Source organism: Marinobacterium nitratireducens, assembly GCF_014645375.1.
GTDB lineage: Bacteria > Pseudomonadota > Gammaproteobacteria > Pseudomonadales > Balneatricaceae > Marinobacterium_A > Marinobacterium_A nitratireducens.
In genome coordinates this window covers 313,134-333,810 of record NZ_BMLT01000003.1, presented here as the reverse complement: position 1 = coordinate 333,810, position 20,677 = coordinate 313,134, and the positions used below count along the sequence as shown (strand labels likewise).

Below are 20,677 nucleotides of genomic sequence, written 5' to 3'. Positions count from 1 at the left end.
TTTCGAGTGGACAGTTTACAGTTAGCCCCTGTTCACTTGGCACTGTTGACTGTCCACTTTTATGACCCCTGCAATCAATGTGGCCCGGAAGGCCAGGATTCCTTTCCAGATACACGAGTACACCCATGATCCGGCGGCGGCTTCCTACGGGCTCGAAGCGGCGGATGCGCTGGGCCAGCCGCCCGAGCGGGTATTCAAGACGCTGCTGGTTGCGCTCAACGGCGACCCGCGCCGGCTCGGTGTGGCGATAGTGCCGGTGTCGGGACAGCTGGACCTGAAAGCGGTCGCCGCGGCTCTAGGGGCCAAGAAGGCCAGTATGGCCGATCCTGGTGACGCCGAGCGGGCTACCGGCTACGTCGTCGGTGGCATCAGTCCGCTGGGGCAGAAGAAACGTCTGCCGATGGCGCTCGACAGCAGCGCCGGCAATTTCCCGACGCTGTATATGAGCGCCGGCAGGCGCGGGCTCGAGATAGAGATGGCGGCCGAAGACCTGATTCGCCTGACCGGCGCGATCATGGCGCCGATAGGGCGCTGAAAGCCGTTTTCGTGGGAGCGGCGCCCCCGCCACGAATTTCCGGCACAGTGCTGGTTTTGTTCGCCGCGAGGCGCGGCTCCTACAGGTGTTATCAGGCGCTCGAGCCGTCTTCCTGGGAGCGGCGCCCCCGCCGCGAATAGTGTCAGCCGGTGCGGCGTACGCGCTGCTGGCTGCTGCTCTTGAGCGCGGCGGTGGTGGCGCTTTCGCTGGGTTTGAACTCCGCGGCTTCCAGACCATGGCGGTTGAGCAGCTTGTAGAAATCGGTGCGGTTGCGCTGGGCAATGCGGGCGGCGTGGGTGACGTTGCCCTCGGTGATGCGCAGCACCTTGATCAGGTAGCGCTTCTCGAAATCCGCCCGCGCCTCGTTGAACGAAGGCACCACTCTCTCCTGGTTCGCCAGCGCCTGGGCGACCAGGCCTTCCGGCACGATCGGGCTGTTGCTCAGCGCCACCACCTGTTCGATCACGTTTTCCAGCTGACGCACGTTGCCGGGCCAGGCGGCCTGGGCCAGCAGGTGAATGGCGCCGGGCGAGATCCCGCGCACCCGCGGATTGTGGCGGTCCGCGGCCTTGCCGAGGAAGTGCCGGGTCAGCAGCGGGATGTCCTCCGGACGGTCGCGCAGCGGCGGCAGGTCCAGGTTGACCACGTTGAGGCGGTAGTAGAGGTCTTCGCGGAACTCATGGCTCTCGATGGCTTTTTCAAGGTCGCGGTGGGTGGCCGATATGACACGGACGTCGATCGGGATGCTCTCCGTCGAGCCGACCGGGCGGATCATGCGCTCCTGCAGCGCCCGCAGCAGCTTGACCTGCAGCGACTGCGGCATATCGCCGATTTCGTCGAGAAACAGGGTGCCGCCGTGCGCAGCCTGAAAGAGGCCTCGGTGCTGGGTGATGGCGCCGGTGAAGGCACCCTTGGTATGGCCGAACAGCTCCGATTCCAGCAGCTGTTCGGGCAGCGCGCCGCAGTTGATGGCGACGAAGGCCTTGCCCGCCCGTCGGCTGGCCTTGTGGATCGCCTTGGCGAAGCATTCCTTGCCGCTGCCGCTCGGGCCGGTGATCAGCAGACTGACGTCGGATTCGGCGACGCGTTGCGCCTGCTGCAGCAGCGACTCGATGGCGGGGCTGGCGCCGATGATGCCGGCGCGCCATTCCTGATCCTGACGCCGGGCGCTGGTGTTGAGCGCCGCGCGGACGGTGTCGAGCAGCTGGTCGCGGTCGATCGGCTTGGTCAGAAAGGCATAGACGCCGCGCTGGGTGGCGGAGACGGCCTCGGGGATCGAGCCGTGGGCGGTCATGATGATGACCGGCAGGTCCGGCCGTTGTTGCTGGATCTGCTCGAACAGCGCCATGCCGTCCATCTGATCCATGCGCAGGTCGGTGATGACCAGGTCGATCGTTTCTGCAGCCAGGACCTGCAGCGCTTCCTGGCCGCTTTCGGCGCAGCTGACGCGATAGTCCTGGGCCTGCAGGCGCATCTTGAGCAGCTTGAGCAGGGCGCTATCGTCGTCAACCAGTAGCAGCTGTGGAGTCGTATTCATTCTCACAAATCCTTGCGTTGGCGCGTGATCTGCTGTTCCAGATCGGTCAGCGCTTCTATCTTGCGTTTCAGTTCGGTGATTTCGTCTTCGCGGGCCTTGAGCTCGTCGCTGCGCGCCAGGTCGTGCCGGACCTGGCTCAGGTGCAGGAACAGGTAGCGGTCGGCGATGCATTTGTCGTCCGGGTACAGCGGCAGGCTGCCGAGCAGCTCGGCGCCGAGTCTGCTGTCCTCCGCAGAGGAAGCCGGACTGATCAGCAGCAGGGCTTCAAGCGCCTTGTCGCGGCTCTGCCGCGCCTCCATCAGCTGACGCATGCGTTGCTCGTCGGAGTCGGCCAGCAGATAGCGGTGCTCGAGTCGCAGCAGGTGAGCCAGGCTCTCGCCACTGACGTAGCAGGCCGGCCCTGAGTCCTTTGGCGAAGTCGCTGCATCCGCTGTGGGCTGCGTAGCGGTCGCGCCGCAACCAAGCAGGCCGGCGATGAGCGCCAGCAGGGCCAGTCCCCGGGGCAGTTGTCGAGTAAGCAGCTTTGCTGACATTTCAGTCACTCACTGCGGGCAGTTGAATTCTGAACACCACCCGGTGTTCGCTGTTGGTGACCAGAGCAAGCTCCGCGCCCAGGGCATTGGCAGCGTCGCGGGCAACGCTGAGGCCGATACCCGAGCCCTTGAGCGGGCCGCGACGACGGTTCCGGCCCTGGTAGAATGGCTGGAAAATATGCTCGATCTCGTTGTCGGGAATCGTGGGTCCCGTGTTGCCGACGTCGATCTGCATACGGTCGTTCAGCGCCTGGTAGCGGATGAAGAGCTCTCCTTGTTCGTCTCCGTAGTAGATCGCATTCGAGATCAGGTTGCTGAGAATTCGATGCAGCATCGGACGGTCGGTCGGCCAGTGCGCATCCTTCGCGGGGCGCTCGAGTCGAATGCGTTTCTGTTCCAGCAGCAGCCGGTGCGGCTGCAGAGCGGCATTGAGGCAGCTGTCGAGGCTGGTGCTGCGAATGAGCAGGCTGTTGGGTTGCTGCAGGCGATTGTAGTCCAGCAGCTGCTCGATCAGGGTTTGCAGTTCGAAGCTGTTGCGCTGGATCAGTTCGACGATCTCGCGCTGGTTGTCGGTCAGCGGGCCGGCGACCTCTTCGGCCATCAGGTCGGAGCCCTCCCGCAGTGTGGTCAGCGGGGTTTTCAGCTCATGTGAAATATGGCGCAGGAAGCGGTGTTTTTCCTCCTCGAGTTCGCGCAGGTGGTCGGCCAGCCAGTCCAGCTGTTCATTGAGGTCGACCAGTTCGCGCGGGCCCCGCAGGCGTCTGTCGGTGTTGGTATGGCCGTGTCCCAGGGCGCGGATGCGTTCGATCAGCACACTGACCGGCTGGCTGATGCGCACGCTGAAAAACAGTATCAGCAGCGCCGACAGGGCGATCAGGATGGTCGCCTGCGTCCAGAGCTTCTGCTGGGTGGCGCGCGCCTGCAGGTCGAGGTCGGCGAGCCGCTGTTCCAGTTGACGGCTGCTCTGGGCGATCAGCTCGTCGGTCAGCAGTACCAGCTGTTGCAGCAGCGGAGCGCCGGTTTCGCTGTTGTCGGCCTGCTCGATCTGGTCCAGGGTTTCGTGCAGCGACGGCATCACGGCATTGCCTTCGAACGCGAAACGCTGAATGTCGAGCAGCTTGCGGTAGTCGCCGATTTGCTGCAGGAGGCGCTGGCGAATCTCCTCTCGTTGCAGAATCGCGTACTGACTTGCCGAGCGCAGGATATCTTCGGCGAGAACGTCCAGCTGCAGATTGCGGCGGCTGATATCCAGCGACAGTCGGGCTCCCTCGCGTCCCTGGCGGGCCTGCGACACCAGTTCATTGCTGGCCTGATACAGCAATATGCCCAGCGGCGTGACCACGAGCAGAAAGGCCAGTAGTACCAACTGGCGCAGCGAACCTGCCCGCCAGCGATGGGTCCGGGTCATGGGAGGGGATTGAAGCTCGACGAAAGTGTTCAATTATCCATCTTAGCTCGACTGTCGTTGGCTGGCGACATCCATCTGTCGCTGCGGATCCTGCGGTTCCGGGACTCAGGCCTGGAAACGTCGCAGTTCTTCAGGGCTCAGGAAACCGTCGAGATCGAGATCCATGCGGTAAAACTCGCCGATCAGCCGCTCGTCCTGCTTGGCTTCCAGAAAGCTCAGCCGGCCATCGCCGTTGCGGTCCAGTTCGTTGAACGCCGGGCGTGGCAGGTTGGGCAATGACTCGGCCTGTACGTTCTCGGCGGCAGGCTGTGCCAGTACCAGGAAAGCAGAGGTGAGGGCGGCACTGCCAAGTACGGCGGCAACTCGTTTCATTCGGGCACTCCTTGTCACTACTACACAATCGTTTGACAATCGATCTGCTACTACAAGTTTCGGGCCTGATGGGGTTTTTATATTTAAAATCAATGGCTTATGATTTCTGTGCGCGAGCGTCACCGTGCAGAGTCGGATGCAGCCGGCGGAAGTCTACCGGAAATCTGTCTCTTTTTGGATACGGATAGGGTTGAGTGGGTTCCGGGTCTATAAAAATCAACAACTTAAGATGTATCCAAAAAGAGACAGCGTGGCTTGAGGGCGGATTAGCCGCGCTCGCTGTTGTCGTCAGGCTGGATCGCCTGGGGGGCGAGTTGCAACTGGCGAACGGGGCTGGGTTTCATCGCCTGATGGGTCGCGGCAAGCGCGGCGATGGTGATCAGCGTCGTCAATCCGAGCAGTACGGATTTGTTCATAGGGCTTTCCTTTGGCTGCTGTCCCAATCTTGATAGATTGGTATAAGCAAATAGCAGGCCAACAATCTAAATGGCGGGCCTGGCAGGCTGTTGAAAAGCGTTTGCGAGGCCGTCTGGGAGTGCCGAACGCCGCCCGGACCGGAACAGGCGAAAAAGCGCAGTCGTCGATGGGTGGAGCCGCGATGGCACTTCATATCGGGATGCATCCTGGTTTGATGCCGCGTAACCGCCACGGACGGCGGAAATCCTGATATTGCAGGAGCGCATAACAGGAAACCCATCAACAGCGTCCGATGCTGTCGTGGTGTTCTGAGAGCACGCGATGGGTTCCACGACGTGGGCCGAGTCGGCAACGGATACCCCGTACCGAGCGTCGTTTCACCCATCCTACGATTTGCGCGGGGTCTGATACCCTATCTGAAACCTGTTTTTACGCCGCCTTTGGCAACGCAGAGAGATGTTCAACAGCCTGCGCAAAGTGCGGCTCGGATAGTCGGGCGGGAATATTGTCGCTGGTGCTGGCAGGGGAACAGGCTGCGGCTGCAGCCTGTATCGGTATCCGTCAGTCCAGGCGGAAGCCGATCTTGACGACGACCTGGTAGTGCGCGATCTGACCATCGCGGATATGACCGCGCATCTCGGTGACCTCGAACCAGTCCAGGTGGTCCAGGGATGCGGCGGCCTTGGTGACCGCCTTTTTCACCGCATCGTCGTAACCGTCGGTCGATGAGCCGGCAACTTCGATCAGCTTATAGACATGATCGGACATGGGAATTGCCTCCTGCTGGGTTTTGGTCCCTTAATTAATAGCAGGCGGTGTCCGGTTCTTCGACGATGGGGTTGCATAATTCCCCGATTCCTTCGATTTCCACCCGCACCCGGTCACCGGCTTTCATATAACCGCGCGGTTTCATCGAGACGCCGACGCCGGAGCTGGTGCCGGTGGCGATGATGTCGCCGGGCTCCAGGGTACAGACCGTCGAAAGCGTCGACACCAGCTGGTAGCAGTCGAAAATCAGGTGGCGGGTGTTGCTGTGCTGGCGCAGTTCGTCATTGAGCCAGGTCTTGAGTTCCAGGTTGTGCGGATCCAGGCTGTCGGCGGTGACGATCCAGGGGCCGATGGGGCCGTGGGTGTCGAAGGATTTGCCCAGGGTCCAGGTCGGCGCCTTGATCTGCCAGTCCCGCACCGAGACATCGTTGGCGATGGTGTAGCCGGCGATGACCTCGCGCGCCTGTTCCGGCGTGACGTGGCGGCAGCGGCGGCCGATAACGATGGCCAGTTCACCTTCGTAGTCGAGTTTGTCTGAAATGCGGGGGCGATGCACCGGCATCTCGGGGCCGGTGACGCAGGTGGTCTGCTTGTTGAAGAAGGTTGGGAATTCGGGCGTTTCGAGGCCGGTTTCCTCGACGTGGTCGGCGTAGTTGAGGCCGACGGCGAGATATTTGCCGGGGCGCGGCACCGGCGCCAGCAGGCGCACCTCGGCAAGCGGGATGCCGGCCTCGGGATTTTCGGCCAGATCGCGCAGGCGCTCGAGTGCAGGCTCGCCGGCGGCGAGCAGACCGATCATGTCCTGCGGCAGATCTGGGTCGAGCGCCGTGTCGATGACGCGGTCATCGATCAGGGCGCCGGCGCGGGTCTGGTTGCGGTATTCGAAGGTGATCAGGCGCATTGTGTCTCCGGTATTTGTTGTTGGGTAAGGCTGCTAGGCGGCATCCAGCGCCGGCCATGCATAGTCCGGTGCGATCGCGCGCTGCAGCTGCAGCAGAATGCTGTCGTAAACCTCGGGCGCCACCTGCCGGCTGTTCATCACCCAGAGTCCTTCGATACTGTTGCTGATCAGCAGCGCCAGCGAGCGTGGGCAGCTGGATTGCGGCAGATCGCCACACTGGCGGGCGCGCTCCAGTGTCTGCTCGAAAAGCTGCTGAATCTGGTCGACATAGTGACAGATGCAGTCGCGGATGGCTTCGTCGTGGGCGCCGATGGTGACCTGGGTCTTGGTCAGCATTCCGCCCCGGCCCCGGGGCGCGCTTCCGAGCTTCTGGCGCAAGCTGCGCAGCATTTCGCCGATGGCGTCCAGCGGCCTGGTCGCGCTGGCGAGGATATCATGAATCCAGTGCAGCCGCCGGCGGGCATAGAGGTCCAGGGCTTCCAGAAAAAGCGCATGCTTGGAGCCGAAGGCACCGTAAAGCGAGCCCGGCTTGAGCCCTGTGGCCTGCACCAGCATACTGATCGAGGTGTCGCAGTAGCCGTGGTGCCAGAACACTTCCATCGCGATATCCAGCACCTCGTTGCGGTCGAATTCTGCCGGTCTCGCCATTGGTGTATCCTCTCCGGGCCGGGACTCAGGTCCTGGTAAATCTGAAAATAAATAAAGTCAGATGTGCATTTATAAGATGACTCTCATGAACAATCAACGGCTTTTGGTTTTGCTGCTGTCGGTAATTCTGCCGGGTTGTGCAGCATTGCAGGCGCCGTTGCCAGAGCCCGTCGACAGCCGGCGCCTGGTGGGAATGCTGTCGCCTTCCGGCGACCGCTGGGTTCTGGATCCGTGTTATTCCCGTGCATCTGTACTGTTGCAGGACCCCGGTGGGCTGCTTGGGCCGCGCTACACAGACCGGGTACCCTTGCCGGGTCTGCCGCTTTTTGTCGAGCTGGAAGTGTCCGCAGAAAACCGGGTGCAGCGCCTGCTGGTGGCGGGTGGCGACGTGAGTGCCTGTCGTGCGGAACTGAACGGCATCGACTGGCGTGCGGCAGGCAGCGATCCGGACTGGGAGGCGGATTTTAGCGATTCGGCGCTGGAGGTTCGCGATCAGTCGCGGCTGCTGCGTCTGAAATTCCACGTCGAGCCGCTGGCGGCAGGAGGGCGCTATCTGCAGCGCTGGCAGGGACGACTGACGGCGCCGGGCATTCCGGAACAGCGCGTCGAGATTGGCCTGCGTGACGGGGAGTGCGAGGATCGCAGCGGCATCTGGTACGGGCTCGAAGCGCTGATGAAGCTCAATGGCGACAGTTACCTCGGCTGTGTCCGTTACGGCAACCAGGCTGCCCTGACGCTGCCCGGGCGCTACCGCAGCGACCTGGTCACCGACCAGGGGTCGCGTCGTACCGTCGAACTGACGCTTGATGGCGACAAATGGGCCAGTCTTGTCGAGCGTTATCCGGATGCGCGCGGCACCGTCGAGCGCAGCGGGCGCTGGCGACTGATGCCCAGCGGCAAGCTGATGTTGCACCTGCTGCAGCGTGACGGTCACGACGAGCAATACCTGCGGCTGTTCAGCCGGCGTCTTGACGGCTCTCTGGTCCTGGAGGGCGAGGGGCCCGAGTTTGCTCCCTGGGGGCTGCGACTGGCGCCTGTGGCGGATGCCATGGATACCGCAGGAGATGCAATAGATAGCGTGGGAGCGGCGCTCCGCCGCGAATAGCGCGCCGACAGTCCATTCGCGCCGGGGGCGTGCCCGTAAGTTTGGCTACGTCGCTTCCAGGCTCAACAATCGTTGTCACCCGTCACCCGTCACCCGTCACCCGTCACCCGTCACCCGTCACCCGTCACCCGTCACCCGTCACCTATTACAGACTTATTTCTGTAACCTTTTGGTCTTAAAGTCCTTGTGGCATTATGGCCCGCAAATTGCTTTCCTTATTGATTGATCTATAAGGGCTTTCTGGATTTTCTGTATTTTCTGTCAAAAGGGCCTCGCCGGCACCGCACTAGGAAAAACTCCTATGGTCACGGCGTGTAAAGTCTGAAATCATTGAGAGCTTTTTGCGGGCGCAGCATGCTTTCGGCGAGGCTGTCTTCGCCGCTTACAAACCGTTCCCGGGGCGTTGAGGATTGCCCGACGAACAACCTTCGGGCGGTAGCGTGTCTGAACGCCTTTGCCGGGTCGCAAGCGCTGGCGCCTTGTGACCCCCGGCGACAAGGTAGTAATATTTCCGCTGCCTGGCGCCGCGACAGGTAACAGGCGCGGCCTCAGTGCAGGCGGGCGCCGATCTCTGGGCCGTTTTTGAAAACGCCCCGAAAGAATAGTCAGCGCCGCGGTACTTTGCACAATCCATTTGTTATTTCAGGACCGGTCAATCTGGCTGCCCGTTGTGGCCACCCGGTTATCAGACTTTTCGAGCAAGGATCCCGCCATCAGTGCCGGATCGAGAGGGCGGGGATGTCGGAATTATCCATTACGGCGCTGGTCGACAACGGCGGCGATGTACTGCAGAGCGGCTACGCCAGCCTCAGGGAGCAGGCGCGGATGCTGGAGCGGCTCGCAGCCAGCATCGACGAATCCTTTGTCCGGGCCGTGCGGCTTGTGACCCATTGCCGGGGCGAAATTATCGTTGCGGGCAACGGCGTGTCACAGACCCGTCTGGCAAAGAGCCTGTCGGCTGCGGGATGCAAGGTGCGGGAAGTGGAAGCCGGCAACCTGCACGGACGCCCGGGCGCAGCGGTGGGGTCGGACGATCTGGTTATTGTGGTAGGGGCTGATGCCCAGCAGGCTTTGCAGAAGCCTGTTACCTCGTTGCTGCTCATCGGAGGCTCTGCCGAAAGCGCCTCTGTCGGGCAAAACGTCCTGGCCTTGCCGGTATCGCTGGATACCGAACGGTGTCCGGCACATCTGCAGGGCGCGGTGCAGGAGCTGGCCGTGATGGCGCAGGCGGACGCACTGGCCGCCGCGGTTGCGGTTCAGTACCGACGCAATCTTCCCAGTGGTGAGCGGAAGAACAATCATGTTGAAGGGATTTGAGTCACAGATGTATCGAATCAGCACGGGTCGCGCCAAAGCGACCGTCAGCCTGCTGGCCGCCCTGGTCCTTGCGGGCTGCAGCAGCAATCAGACCCGGGACGCCTACAGCGCCACGGCGCAGCCGCCTGTGGTCTCCAAGGGACAGGCGCTGTCGCAGGAAGTCTCCGGTTTTCTTTCGACCGGCAGTGGGCAGTCCACCCGCTACTTCGCCAGCACCTACTGGGGCGACAATGTCGAACTGACCACCGATGCCACCTACTACGCCGCCAGCGGTCGCATCTGTCGTCAGGTGTCGGTGAGCAGCATGACCGGCACCTCGGCCGGACGCTGGCTTGCCTGTGAAGGCGGCAACGGCCAGTGGGTCGCGGTGCGCTCGCTTTCAGCGGTCGCTCGCTAAACAGCGCAACCTGAAGAAATGTAGGATGGGTTAACGGCGCATGGCGAACAATTCGGACGTCTTGCACATCGTTCGGGCGCCGTGTAACCCGTCATAGGCGCCGAAGGCGCCTTGGCCTCCGCCCGCAGAATTGTGGGATGGGGTAGGATGGGTTAACGGCGCAATGGCGGCTAGTCGAGACGCCAAGCACCAGGTTCGGGTGCCGTGTGACCGCCAGGGATGGCGGAAATCCTTAAAACGCAGGAGCGGTTTTTAAGGGAATCCATCATAGGCGCCGCAGGCGCCTTGGTGTCCGCTTGCAGCGGGCGGCTGTCGCCGTCACTGGCACAAAGGGAAGTCCAAACATGAAGTTAGCGTTACGTTTTAAAACACTCGGTGCGCCGCTGCTCGCCGCCGCGCTCGGCATGGGCTCGCCGCTGGCGGGCGCCATCGGTATCGAGGCGACCATACTGCAGGAAAGCCAGCAGGCGCAGTCCATTCCCGAGCGCGGGGATATGTCTTCCAACGTTCAGGAACAGATGTCGACCAACTGGAGCAGCGGCAGCTACGGCGGGCCGGTGCCTGTCCCTGCCTACGACCCCGACGCACTGCGTCCCTTCGGCGCGCACCTGTTCAGCGGCGGTTTTCGCGGCGTGCGCGCCGACGGCCTGAACCCGGACTACCGTCTGGTGCCGGGAGACCAGATCACGCTGCGCATCTGGGGCGCGGTCGAGATCGAGCGCGTGCTGCCGGTCGACGCCCAGGGCAATATCTTCATCCCGGCCATTGGCCCCATCAAGGTACAGGGGCTCAGCAATGGCGAACTCAACAGCCGCGTGACCCAGGCGGTACGCTCGGTGTATCCGGAGAACGTCCAGGTCTACACCAACCTCCAGGGCGTGCAGCCGGTCGCGGTGTTCGTCACCGGCTACGTGCAGAATCCCGGCCGATACGCCGGTACGCCCAGCGATTCCCTGCTGTACTTCCTCGATCAGGCGGGCGGCATCGACGATGCGCTCGGCAGCTACCGCCAGATCAAGGTGCTGCGCAACAACCAGGTCATCGCCACCGCCGACCTCTACGACTTCCTCCTCAACGGCGATCTGGCGCGCCCGCAGTTCCGTGACGGCGACACCATCGTCGTCTCCGAGCGCGGGCCGGCCGTGGCCGTCACCGGCGATGTCGAGCGTGACTACCGCTACGAACTGGCGCCGGAGACCCTGAACGGCGGCGCGCTGCTGGATCTGGCCCGTCTCAAGCCCGACGTCACCCATGTCCTGTTGCGCGGCAGCCGTAGCGATGGCCCGATCTCGCTCTACTACAACACCGGCGAGTTCCGTACCCAGCAGTTGCAGGATGGCGACGAGGTTCTGTTCAGCGCCGATATGCGCGACGAAACCATAGTGGTGCAGGTCGAGGGCAGCTACTACGGCCCGTCCCGCTACGCGCTGCCGAAAGACGCGCGCCTGCACGACCTGCTCGACAACATCGCCGTGCCGCGCGACCTGACCGACGTGCACAGCATCTCGCTGCGCCGCGAAAGCGTCGCCGAGCGCCAGCAGGTCTCGCTCGACGAAAGCCTGCGCCGCCTCGAAACCACCTACCTCGGCGCTTCGTCCTCGACGCCGCAGGAAGCCGAGATTCGCGTGCGTGAAGCCGAACTGATCGCTCAGTTCGTCGAACGCGCGAAGGAAGTGGAGCCCAGCGGTCGCCTGGTCGTCGCCCAGGAAGGCCGCGTCACCGACATTCGCCTGCAGGACGGCGACGTCATCACGCTGCCCGAATACAGCGACTCGGTGCTGATCAGCGGCGAAGTCCTGGTACCGCAGTCCGTGGTCTACAACCCGGGCGTCTCGGTCAGCGACTATATCGAAGGTGCCGGCGGCTTCACCCAGCACGCCGACGATGAGCATATCCTGGTCGTGCGCCAGAACGGCGAAGTGCGCAACGCCGACGACGTCGCACTGCGCCCCGGCGACGAAATCCTCGTGCTGCCGATGGTCCCGACCAAGAACCTGCAGCTGGCCACCAGCCTGTCGCAGATCATCTATCAGATCGCCATCGCCACCAAGGTTGCGATTGATCTGTAACGCGGTACTTGCGGGTTCCAGACCGTCATTTTCTGGTCTGGGCCCCGCCTCCCTCCTACGGAGTTTGAAGTCTTGAACACCCGTACCTCCTGGCAGGTCACCCGCTCGGTCTGGCATGCCATGTTTATTCGCGAAGCCCTCGCACGTACCATGGCAGACCGCATGGCCTGGTTCTGGATGCTGTTCGAGCCGATTGCGATGATTACCATCATGGTGTTGATTCGCACGACCATTATGGGCCGAATGCGTCACATAGATGGTGCGGAGTACATTCCTTGGATAATCACAGGGCTGTTTGGCTTCTTCCTGGTTCGTGAAAATTTGATGCGACCGATCGGGGCAGTGGATGCCAATGCAGCGCTCTTTGCCTATCGGCAGGTAAAACCAATAGACCCGGTTTTCATACGTTGTTATCTCGAAGGAATGCTCCGGACGTTCATATTCCTGCTTTTTATCTTGGCTGGTGTGCTACTAGAAATTAACTTTATACCCGATGAGCCTCTGCATGCGCTGTTCTATTGGCTCTCACTTTGGCTGCTGGGGACTAGTGCTGGGCTGATTGCTTCCGCTATCGCGGGGTTGGTGCCTGAGATTGGTAAAATCATTCGTCTGGCATCGCTGCCATTGTTGATTATTTCCGGTGTCATTTTTCCGCTGAATTTCATTCCGCATACGGTACTTGAATATCTGATGTGGAACCCTATCGTGCATGGGCTTGAGTTGCTCCGAGGCGCTTTCTTTGATTCGTACCGCCCCGTAACTGGTACCAGTGCTGTCTACCTGTGGTGCTGGATATTGAGTTTTACCGCGCTCGGCCTTGCGCTGCATCTTAGATTTGAACAGAGACTCAAGAGACAATGATGTACCCGTTCATCAAGCGTTATCCCTACTGGTTCGTCTGCCTGCTAGCAATTGTCATTGTCGGCTTCTACCAGCTGATCTGGGCCAGTGATCGCTATGTATCCGAAGCCAATGTGGTGCTAGAAAGTCCCCAGTTGTCAGCGCCGACACTGAACTTCCAGTCGCTGTTGAGCGGTGGCGGTAACAACAGCGATATGCTGCTGTTGCGTGACTATCTGCTCTCCGTTGATATGCTGAAGTACATCGATGCGCAACTTGGGTTCAGAAAGCACTACTCAGAGGCCGGTATTGATTTTTTCTCGGCACTATCTGACAAGGACGTGCCGACCGAAGAGCTGCATCAGTATTACCTCAAACATGTAGAGGTCGAGCTGGACGACTACGCAGGAGTCTTACGCATCAGGGTATCGGCCTTTACGCCCGATATGGCCCATGCAATCGTGTCCCTGATGCTGGAAGAAGGTGAGCAGCATATGAATCAGATGGGGCAGCGGCTGGCAGAAGAGCAGGTACGCTTCCTCGAGACTCAGGTTGATCAGCTGGCAATCAAGTTTGATCAGTCGCGCAAGGCATTGATCGAATACCAGAACGAAAATGGCTTGACATCCCCCACGGGAGCAGTGGAAAGCATCAATGCGGTGGTAGCCAGCCTCGAAGCGCAGCTTGCTAATCTCAGAGCAAAACGTACAGCCTTGCGGAGCTATCAAAGTTCGCGTTCCGCCGATATTCGTCGAGTTGAAGCCGAGATCGATGCGTTGATCAAGCAGATTAGCCAGGAGCGGGCGCGCACCGCGCAGCAGGCCGGTGGAGCCTTGAACGTATTGTCATCGGAGTATCAGACGCTGGAACTGAGTGCTCAGTTTGCCCAGCAAAGCTACTCCGGCGCCTTGGTTGCACTGGAAAACACACGCATAGAAGCGGCGCGCAAACTCAAGCAGTTGTCGGTGTTGCAAAATCCGACACTGCCGGAATACCCGCTGGAGCCACAACGGCTGTATAACCTGGTGGTGTTTACGATTATTGCCCTTTTTCTGGGACTGATCGTGCAGATGCTGGTGCTGATTGTTCGTGATCACCGCGATTAGTGTTTTAGAAAATGGCTGGCTACGCCCCATCGCTATGAGTTGATACCGTACCCATGATAGAAATCCGTAACCTGCACAAGCGCTACCACAACCACCACGGCTCCGACTGGATACTGAAGGATATCAACCTCACAATTCCCAAAGGCGTGAGTGTGGGGCTGATCGGTGCCAACGGTGCGGGCAAGTCGACGCTGCTGCGCCTGATTGCCGGGATGGACAGCCCGGACAAAGGTGAGGTGCTGCGTCGCTGTCGCGTGTCCTGGCCGATCGGTCTGGCCGGAGGCTTCCAGGGCAGCATGACCGGTCGGCAAAACGTCAAGTTCGTTGCCCGCGCGCTGGGTGGTACCGAAAAAGAAATGCATCGGATTATTCGCTTTGTTGAAGACTTTGCCGAAATCGGTGAAGCCTTTGATGAGCCGATCAGAACCTATTCTTCCGGTATGCGCTCGCGCCTGGGATTCGGGCTGTCGTTCGCGTTCAATTTCGATGTGTATATCTCGGATGAAGCCACCGCGGTTGGTGACCGCGCGTTCAAGGATAAAGCAAAGCAGCTCTTCAGAGACAAGGTGGGTCAGGCGTCGCTGATTATGGTGTCCCACGGCGAGGGGATATTACGCGACCTTTGTCAGGCCGGTATTTATCTGAAAGATGGCAAGGCTCACTGGTACGACGATATTGCAGACGCCATCGTGGCTTATCATGCGGATAGCGATAAAAACAAAACGCAGCTGATCTCCGCGGATGGTGAAAGCCTCGCAGCGCTGGAGCCATCCGCGCTCAGTAAGGAGCAGATTCAAACCCTGCGTAGGGAACTGCAGCAGGCGCGGGCAAAAGCCAATGGCCTGCGATTGTGTGTGGCCGCCGCACGCCGTGATAAATGGCCCAGGGAAGAGGTCGGTGTTCTCCAGCGGCTGCATACACAGGCCAAGTCACGCGTGGATGAGATCGCTGCCATTCTAAAAAACACACCTGATGGCATACGCACAGCGGCCAAACAGGCTGTCAGTAAGGCGCAAGGCAGCTTGAATGCGCTGGCTTCTGTTATCGCTGGTGCCGGGTCCAGCCAGCTCACCGAGACTGAAATATCCGTAATACAAAAGGCCGAGCAGGCGGCGCAAAAGCGCAAGGCGCAGGCTGAAGCAGAGCTGGAAGAGATCGATGGGTCAGACTGACAAGCAGGTAAAACCAGACTCCGTTACACCAGAATACGCGTCAGCAACGGTGCATCAGGCCAGTATCGTAATTCCGATCCGCGCGCGCAAGGTCACCGATGACAGCCTGCAGCGGCTTCATCGTTTGCTGGAGACCATACCCGCTAGCTTCGAAACTATCGTAGTCGATGACGGCAGCCCCAAAAAGGTATCCGCCCAGCTTCAGACCATTACGGCACAGCGTGCCGATGCCTGCTTTTATCGCTTGAATACCCGCTGGCGTCGGTTTTCACTGGCCCGCAGCCGCAACCGGGGGGCGCGTTTGGCCAGTACACCGGTGGTAATTTTTCATGATGTGGACTTTATTGGCATGCCTGCCATGTACGCGCGTATTGCGGAAGAGATACAGTTGCGTGAGCTGAGTAAGCGGCCCGAGCGGTTTTTCTGTATACCCATAGGCTTCCTGACTGAAGACGCGACAGAGCGCTTCCTGCAGGACCTGCCCGGCAATCAAAAACTTGACCGCTGGAGTTCTGAACTGGCAACACCTGCTTCATCAGGCCTGTTACAGCACTTTGTGAAGGGCAGTTCCTGCATCGTGATGAACCGGGATGATCTGATTGCCATCGGCGGGCATGATGAAACCTACGATGGCCATGGTGCGGAAGACTTCGAATTGCTGCACCGGCTGGGGGAACGCTATCCCATCGGGGAAAAGCCACAGGACTATAGCCTGAACACAGGCAGCGGCCCGATAACAGCTTACCGCGGTTTTAGGGCGTACTTCGCACTCTATGGTGAACAGGTACTGGAGCATGGGGTAACCCTGGTTCACCTCTACCACCCCAAACGCAAAGGCTGGGGCTATTACCAGCACAAAAAGAATTTCGCCAAGCTTAAGCGGTTAATGGAAAGTGACAGCCAGTAACTGGGATATCAGCATCACTTACCTTATACTCGCCCATGATAACCCGGCACGTTTACAGGCGCTGATCGAAAGGCTGGAAGAAGACCCGAGTGCGAAAATCGTGATTCATTATGACCAAAAGTCACCCCGTCACGAATATAAGCGCCTTATTGCAGTCAACGAAAAAAAAACTAATGTACATATTTTGCCGAAGCCTCAACGCGTAGCCTGTGGATGGGGTGAATTCAGTATTGCACAGGCCACTCTTAATCTTATTCAGTATGCACTGAATCTGCCTGAGCCCAGCGATTACTTCTACCTTTTGAGCGGTACCTGTTATCCCATAAAGCCCTTGCATGAGCTTAAGGTCTACCTGGCTGAAAACAGGGGAGGCGCCTTTATTGAATGTAAGGATAAGAGCTGGATAAAGGATGGGATGTGTGATGATAGGTATCGATATCATCATTTTCTGAACTTCAGAAGAAATCCTTGGCTGTTTCGAAGGCTGTATTGGTTGCAGCGGGATATGGGCTTGATACGAAGACTGCCAAAAGGTATCAATGAGATACGCTTTGGCAGCCAGTGGTGGTGCCTGCCTTTCGAGTTATTGCAGAATATAGTAGAAGAAATTTTGCAGTCTCCGGAAATGACGCGTTTTTTTAAAACTGTCTGGATACCGGATGAATGTATGTTCCAAACTCTGGTGTTTAAGCATATAGCTAGTAGAGATAAGATTGTTAAAACACTTACGTACTACAATTTTGATGATTGTGGACAGCCTGAAATTTTCGAAAAAGAAAGTTTGCCGAAAGTCGGTAACGATTATTTTTTTGTTAGAAAAGTATTCTAAGCAGGTAGCTTAATGAAAATATTGGTAACCGGTGGTGCCGGTTTTATCGGGTCGGCTGTTATTCGCCATATTATCAACCATACCAGTAGCCATGTCGTGAATGTGGACAAACTGACCTATGCAGGCAACCTTGAAAGCCTGAGCGAAATCGACAGCTCTGAGCGTTATGCCTTCGAACAGGTTGATATCTGTGATCGAGTCGAGTTGGAGCGGGTCTTTAAGCAGCACCAGCCCGATGCCATCATGCATCTCGCGGCAGAGAGCCACGTGGACCGTTCCATCGATGGCCCCGCAGCCTTTATCGAAACCAATATTGTGGGTACCTACACACTGCTGGAGGTCGCACGTAACTACTGGCAACAGCTGGAAGAGTCACGTAAAGCAGCATTCCGTTTCCATCATATCTCAACCGATGAAGTTTACGGTGACCTGCAGCACCCTGATGAGGTTATAGGTGCAGGGAATACCGCCGATAGCACCTTGCCGCTATTTACCGAAACCACATCCTACTCGCCGAGCAGTCCCTATTCGGCCAGCAAGGCGAGTTCCGACCATCTGGTCCGTGCCTGGATGAGAACCTATGGCCTACCGGTGGTCGTAACCAACTGCTCCAATAACTACGGTCCTTACCACTTTCCGGAAAAGCTGATTCCATTAGTAATTCTGAACGCGCTCGAGGGAAAGAAGCTGCCGGTCTACGGTAAGGGCGATCAGATTCGTGACTGGCTCTACGTTGAAGACCATGCACGTGCACTCTACCGAGTGGTGACCGAAGGCAACGTGGGCGAAACCTACAATATTGGTGGTCATAACGAAAAGCGTAACATCGAAGTCGTACACACCATCTGCGAAATACTTCAGGAGCTTGTACTGCCAGGGCAGGCTATCGCTGTCGGCGACTACAAAAGTTTAATCACCCATGTCCAGGACCGGCCTGGTCACGATCGACGTTATGCGATAGACGCAAGCAAGATCCACCACGAGCTGGACTGGAAGCCGGAAGAAACATTTGAGTCAGGCATTCGAAAAACCGTGCAGTGGTATCTCGACAACCTGGATTGGTGCCGCCGTGTGCAGGATGGCAGTTACCAGCGTGAGCGCCTAGGCCAAATCTGATTTGACAAGGAATAAACAATGAAAGGCATCATACTGGCCGGAGGCTCCGGCACCCGTCTGTACCCGATCACCAAAGGTGTTTCCAAGCAGCTGCTGCCCATCTACGACAAGCCGATGATCTACTACCCGCTGTCGGTATTAATGCTGGCGGGGCTCCGTGAAATCCTGATCATATCCACACCGGAAGACCTACCGAACTTTGAAAAGCTATTGGGTGATGGTAGTGACTTTGGTATTAAGCTTAGCTATGCCGAGCAGGCCAGCCCCGATGGCCTGGCACAGGCATTTATTATCGGCGAAGAGTTTATCGCGGATGATAGCGTCTGTCTGGTGCTGGGGGATAATATTTTCTACGGGCAGGGCTTTACACCGAAATTAAAGCAGGCCGCTGATCGTTCATCTGGGGCAACGATATTTGGTTATCAGGTTAAAGATCCTGAGCGTTTTGGTGTTGTAGAATTTGACGCCGACCGAAAAGCGGTTTCCATTGAGGAAAAACCCGAAAAGCCGAAGTCTCATTACGCGGTGACCGGGCTTTATTTCTACGATAACGATGTTGTAGAAATAGCAAAAAAGGTTAAACCGTCTGATCGTGGAGAGCTGGAGATCACTTCGGTCAATCAGGCCTACCTCGAGCGTGGGGACCTGAATGTTGAAGTGCTGGGCCGTGGCTTTGCCTGGCTCGATACGGGGACACATGAAAGCCTGCTGGAAGCCGGTAGCTTTGTTGAAACGATTGAAAAACGCCAAGGTTACAAGATCGCCTGCCTTGAAGAGATCGCATATCATAATGGCTGGCTCAGCGCTGAGCAGCTACTGAGCCAGGGGCGTGCGCTAAGCAAAAATGGCTATGGAAGGTACTTGCTAGGCTTGATTGAGGACGCAGTATGATTCCCGTCACCAAACCCTACCTTCCTAGCCGGGAAAAGTTAGATGCCTATATTGATGGCATCTATGAGCGTAACTGGCTGACCAACAATGGTCCTTTGGTGCAGGAACTGACGCGTCGCCTTGAGGAATATCTTGGTATTGAAAATCTTTTGCTTGTATCCAATGGTACGCTTGCACTGCAGATTGCATACCGTACCCTGGGCGTGACTGAATCAGTCGAAGGGAAGGCAGCGGAAGCTATTACTACGCCTTTTACCTTTGTGGCAACCGCTAGCTCACTCAAGTGGGAAGGTGTAGAGCCTGTATTTGTAGATATTGATTCCGACAGCTGGAACATGGATCCGAGAAACATAGAAGCGGCGATCACACCACAAACCAGGGCGCTTGTACCCGTCCATGTGTTTGGCAACCCCTGTGAGGTTGAAGCTATTCAAGCCATTGCCGATCAGCATAATCTAAAAGTGATTTATGATGCAGCGCATGCGTTTGGTGTAAAATACAAAGGCGAGAGCGTACTCAAATGGGGTGATGCAGCCACTTTGAGCTTTCATGCAACCAAGGTATTCCACACCATTGAGGGTGGAGCTATTATCTTCAAACGCAGAGAAGATCTGGAAAAAGCGAAGTTGTTGATAAACTTTGGTATTTCTGGCCCTGATCGTATTAACGAACTTGGTATTAATGCCAAAATGAATGAATTCAATGCGGCTATGGGACTATGTGTCCTAGATGAGATGGAAGGTAATCTACAATCGCGGGCGGCAGTTTGGCGCCGATATAAAAAGGCATTCGAAAAGTCGCTTAAGGTTCAAACGATACCTAAAGAGCTTGATTACAATTACGCTTATTTTTCGGTCCTCTTTGAAAGCGAAGAACAGACCGTAAATGTATCTGCTACCCTTAAAGAATATGGCGTCGTTGCAAGGCGCTATTTCTATCCTTCGCTGGACTCGGTGGACTGCTTAAGAGTCAATGCGGAGTACCCCGTTTCGACGAATATATCGAGCCGGATACTGTGCTTGCCTTTGTTTGACCATCTTTCTGGAGCAGAACAGTGGAACATCATCAACTTGATCAAGACGGAGTTGGAGGCATGAAGCTGGCAGTAATGCAGCCGTATCTCTTCCCCTACATCGGATATTTTCAATTGATGTATGCGGCTGACCTATTCCTGATTTATGATGACGTTGCTTATATAAAGCAAGGTTATATCAACAGGAACAGTATACTTTCACCGAATGGTCCAGTTCGGTTCACTGTGTCTGTACCGGGAGCTTCTTCAAACAAGTTGATATCAAGCCTCAACTTCTCCACTGATGTAAAGAAAGCTCTGAGAACGGTTGAACAAAGTTATTCAAAGACTCCCCATTTCGCATCCGTGTTTCCAATCGTCCAGAAAACGTTAGAGCAGGAAGATCGATCAATCGCTGCAGTCTGTCAAAAAAGTTATGAGGAAATTTTTGAATATCTTTGTGTCGAAAAAAATATCAAGAAGACAAGCGAACTAGATTATGATCGTTCTGCGTCGGCACAAGATCGCTTGATAGCGCTTTGTCAGAAGTTTGAAGCTAGCTGTTATATTAATGCGCCAGGTGGGAGAAAATTATATGCGAAGTCGGATTTTGCTGCGAAGGGTATAGATCTAAAATTCATAAACTCCCTATCAGTAGAGTATTCTCAAGGCCAAAAAAAGTTTACACAAAATCTTTCCATTATTGACGTCTTGATGAATTGTACGCCTGACGAGATAAAATACTTATTTGGTCGGTATGAGCTTGATTGAGCCATCATTAAATATTTAGTAGTGAG

The 20,677-nt window shown here is 57.5% G+C and carries 22 protein-coding genes; 14 read left to right on the top strand and 8 right to left on the bottom strand.

Features of this window, described 5'->3' with window-relative positions; all coding sequences use genetic code 11:
* Positions 1–61: 61 nt before the first annotated feature.
* Positions 62–535: a Cys-tRNA(Pro) deacylase gene (gene ybaK, locus IEX85_RS07155; protein ID WP_188859877.1), complete on the top strand. Its 474-nt coding sequence runs from the start codon at positions 62–64 to the stop codon at positions 533–535.
* A 142-nt stretch (positions 536–677) separates the two neighbouring features.
* Here ybaK and IEX85_RS07150 read toward each other — a convergent pair whose 3' ends face one another.
* From IEX85_RS07150 to IEX85_RS07115, 8 genes are all read right to left on the bottom strand, one after another.
* Positions 678–2,072 (bottom strand): sigma 54-interacting transcriptional regulator, encoded by a 1,395-nt coding sequence (locus IEX85_RS07150; protein ID WP_188859875.1) that lies wholly within the window; start codon positions 2,070–2,072, stop codon positions 678–680.
* A gap of 2 nt (positions 2,073–2,074) precedes the next feature.
* Positions 2,075–2,605 carry a hypothetical protein gene (locus IEX85_RS07145; protein WP_188859873.1) on the bottom strand — a complete coding sequence of 177 codons (531 nt, stop codon included), beginning with the start codon at positions 2,603–2,605 and terminating at the stop codon, positions 2,075–2,077.
* A gap of 1 nt (position 2,606) precedes the next feature.
* Positions 2,607–4,046 (bottom strand): sensor histidine kinase, encoded by a 1,440-nt coding sequence (locus IEX85_RS07140; RefSeq protein ID WP_188859871.1) that lies wholly within the window; start codon positions 4,044–4,046, stop codon positions 2,607–2,609.
* Between the two features lie 72 nt (positions 4,047–4,118).
* Positions 4,119–4,385, bottom strand: a complete 267-nt coding sequence (locus IEX85_RS07135; RefSeq protein ID WP_188860110.1) for an EF-hand domain-containing protein — start codon at positions 4,383–4,385, stop codon at positions 4,119–4,121.
* 266 nt (positions 4,386–4,651) lie between these two features.
* The gene (locus IEX85_RS07130) at positions 4,652–4,801 is read right to left on the bottom strand and encodes a hypothetical protein (protein WP_188859869.1); all 150 of its coding nucleotides are present in this window, start codon (positions 4,799–4,801) and stop codon (positions 4,652–4,654) included.
* A gap of 562 nt (positions 4,802–5,363) precedes the next feature.
* Positions 5,364–5,570: a dodecin gene (locus IEX85_RS07125; protein ID WP_188859867.1), complete on the bottom strand. Its 207-nt coding sequence runs from the start codon at positions 5,568–5,570 to the stop codon at positions 5,364–5,366.
* A 34-nt stretch (positions 5,571–5,604) separates the two neighbouring features.
* Entirely contained in the window at positions 5,605–6,471 is an 867-nt protein-coding gene (locus IEX85_RS07120) for a fumarylacetoacetate hydrolase family protein (RefSeq protein WP_188859865.1), read from the bottom strand.
* 33 nt (positions 6,472–6,504) lie between these two features.
* The gene (locus IEX85_RS07115; RefSeq protein WP_188859863.1) at positions 6,505–7,119 is read right to left on the bottom strand and encodes a TetR/AcrR family transcriptional regulator; all 615 of its coding nucleotides are present in this window, start codon (positions 7,117–7,119) and stop codon (positions 6,505–6,507) included.
* Between the two features lie 85 nt (positions 7,120–7,204).
* Between IEX85_RS07115 and IEX85_RS07110 the strand changes: the two genes are divergently transcribed.
* The 13 genes from IEX85_RS07110 (at position 7,205) to IEX85_RS07050 (ending at position 20,651) form a co-directional block, all read left to right on the top strand.
* Positions 7,205–8,224, top strand: coding sequence for a hypothetical protein (locus IEX85_RS07110; protein WP_188859861.1), 1,020 nt, complete (start codon positions 7,205–7,207; stop codon positions 8,222–8,224).
* A gap of 738 nt (positions 8,225–8,962) precedes the next feature.
* Positions 8,963–9,541, top strand: a complete 579-nt coding sequence (locus IEX85_RS07105; protein ID WP_188859859.1) for a hypothetical protein — start codon at positions 8,963–8,965, stop codon at positions 9,539–9,541.
* Positions 9,525–9,938: an RT0821/Lpp0805 family surface protein gene (locus IEX85_RS07100; protein WP_188859857.1), complete on the top strand. Its 414-nt coding sequence runs from the start codon at positions 9,525–9,527 to the stop codon at positions 9,936–9,938. The genes IEX85_RS07105 and IEX85_RS07100 overlap by 17 nt, the downstream gene beginning before the upstream one ends.
* 344 nt (positions 9,939–10,282) lie before the next feature.
* Positions 10,283–12,007 (top strand): polysaccharide biosynthesis/export family protein, encoded by a 1,725-nt coding sequence (locus IEX85_RS07095; protein WP_188859855.1) that lies wholly within the window; start codon positions 10,283–10,285, stop codon positions 12,005–12,007.
* 72 nt (positions 12,008–12,079) lie between these two features.
* Complete coding sequence (locus IEX85_RS07090; protein WP_308425640.1) at positions 12,080–12,868, top strand: ABC transporter permease; 789 nt, start codon at positions 12,080–12,082, stop codon at positions 12,866–12,868.
* Positions 12,868–13,953, top strand: coding sequence for a KpsE/RkpR family capsule polysaccharide export protein (locus IEX85_RS07085; protein WP_188859854.1), 1,086 nt, complete (start codon positions 12,868–12,870; stop codon positions 13,951–13,953). The genes IEX85_RS07090 and IEX85_RS07085 overlap by 1 nt, the downstream gene beginning before the upstream one ends.
* 53 nt (positions 13,954–14,006) lie before the next feature.
* Entirely contained in the window at positions 14,007–15,125 is a 1,119-nt protein-coding gene (locus IEX85_RS07080) for an ATP-binding cassette domain-containing protein (protein ID WP_188859853.1), read from the top strand.
* A complete protein-coding gene (locus tag IEX85_RS07075; protein ID WP_188859852.1) occupies positions 15,112–16,032 on the top strand; it encodes a glycosyltransferase in 921 nt (306 codons plus the stop codon). The genes IEX85_RS07080 and IEX85_RS07075 overlap by 14 nt, the downstream gene beginning before the upstream one ends.
* Positions 16,019–16,861 carry a beta-1,6-N-acetylglucosaminyltransferase gene (locus tag IEX85_RS07070; protein ID WP_188859851.1) on the top strand — a complete coding sequence of 281 codons (843 nt, stop codon included), beginning with the start codon at positions 16,019–16,021 and terminating at the stop codon, positions 16,859–16,861. The genes IEX85_RS07075 and IEX85_RS07070 overlap by 14 nt, the downstream gene beginning before the upstream one ends.
* A gap of 12 nt (positions 16,862–16,873) precedes the next feature.
* Positions 16,874–17,977 (top strand): dTDP-glucose 4,6-dehydratase, encoded by a 1,104-nt coding sequence (gene rfbB, locus IEX85_RS07065; RefSeq protein WP_188859850.1) that lies wholly within the window; start codon positions 16,874–16,876, stop codon positions 17,975–17,977.
* Between the two features lie 18 nt (positions 17,978–17,995).
* A complete protein-coding gene (gene rfbA / locus IEX85_RS07060; protein ID WP_188859849.1) occupies positions 17,996–18,868 on the top strand; it encodes a glucose-1-phosphate thymidylyltransferase RfbA in 873 nt (290 codons plus the stop codon).
* On the top strand, positions 18,865–19,965 hold the full coding sequence (locus IEX85_RS07055; protein ID WP_188859848.1) for a DegT/DnrJ/EryC1/StrS family aminotransferase: 1,101 nt from the start codon (positions 18,865–18,867) through the stop codon (positions 19,963–19,965). The genes rfbA and IEX85_RS07055 overlap by 4 nt, the downstream gene beginning before the upstream one ends.
* Positions 19,962–20,651 (top strand): WbqC family protein, encoded by a 690-nt coding sequence (locus IEX85_RS07050; RefSeq protein ID WP_188859847.1) that lies wholly within the window; start codon positions 19,962–19,964, stop codon positions 20,649–20,651. The genes IEX85_RS07055 and IEX85_RS07050 overlap by 4 nt, the downstream gene beginning before the upstream one ends.
* Positions 20,652–20,677: the final 26 nt, after the last annotated feature.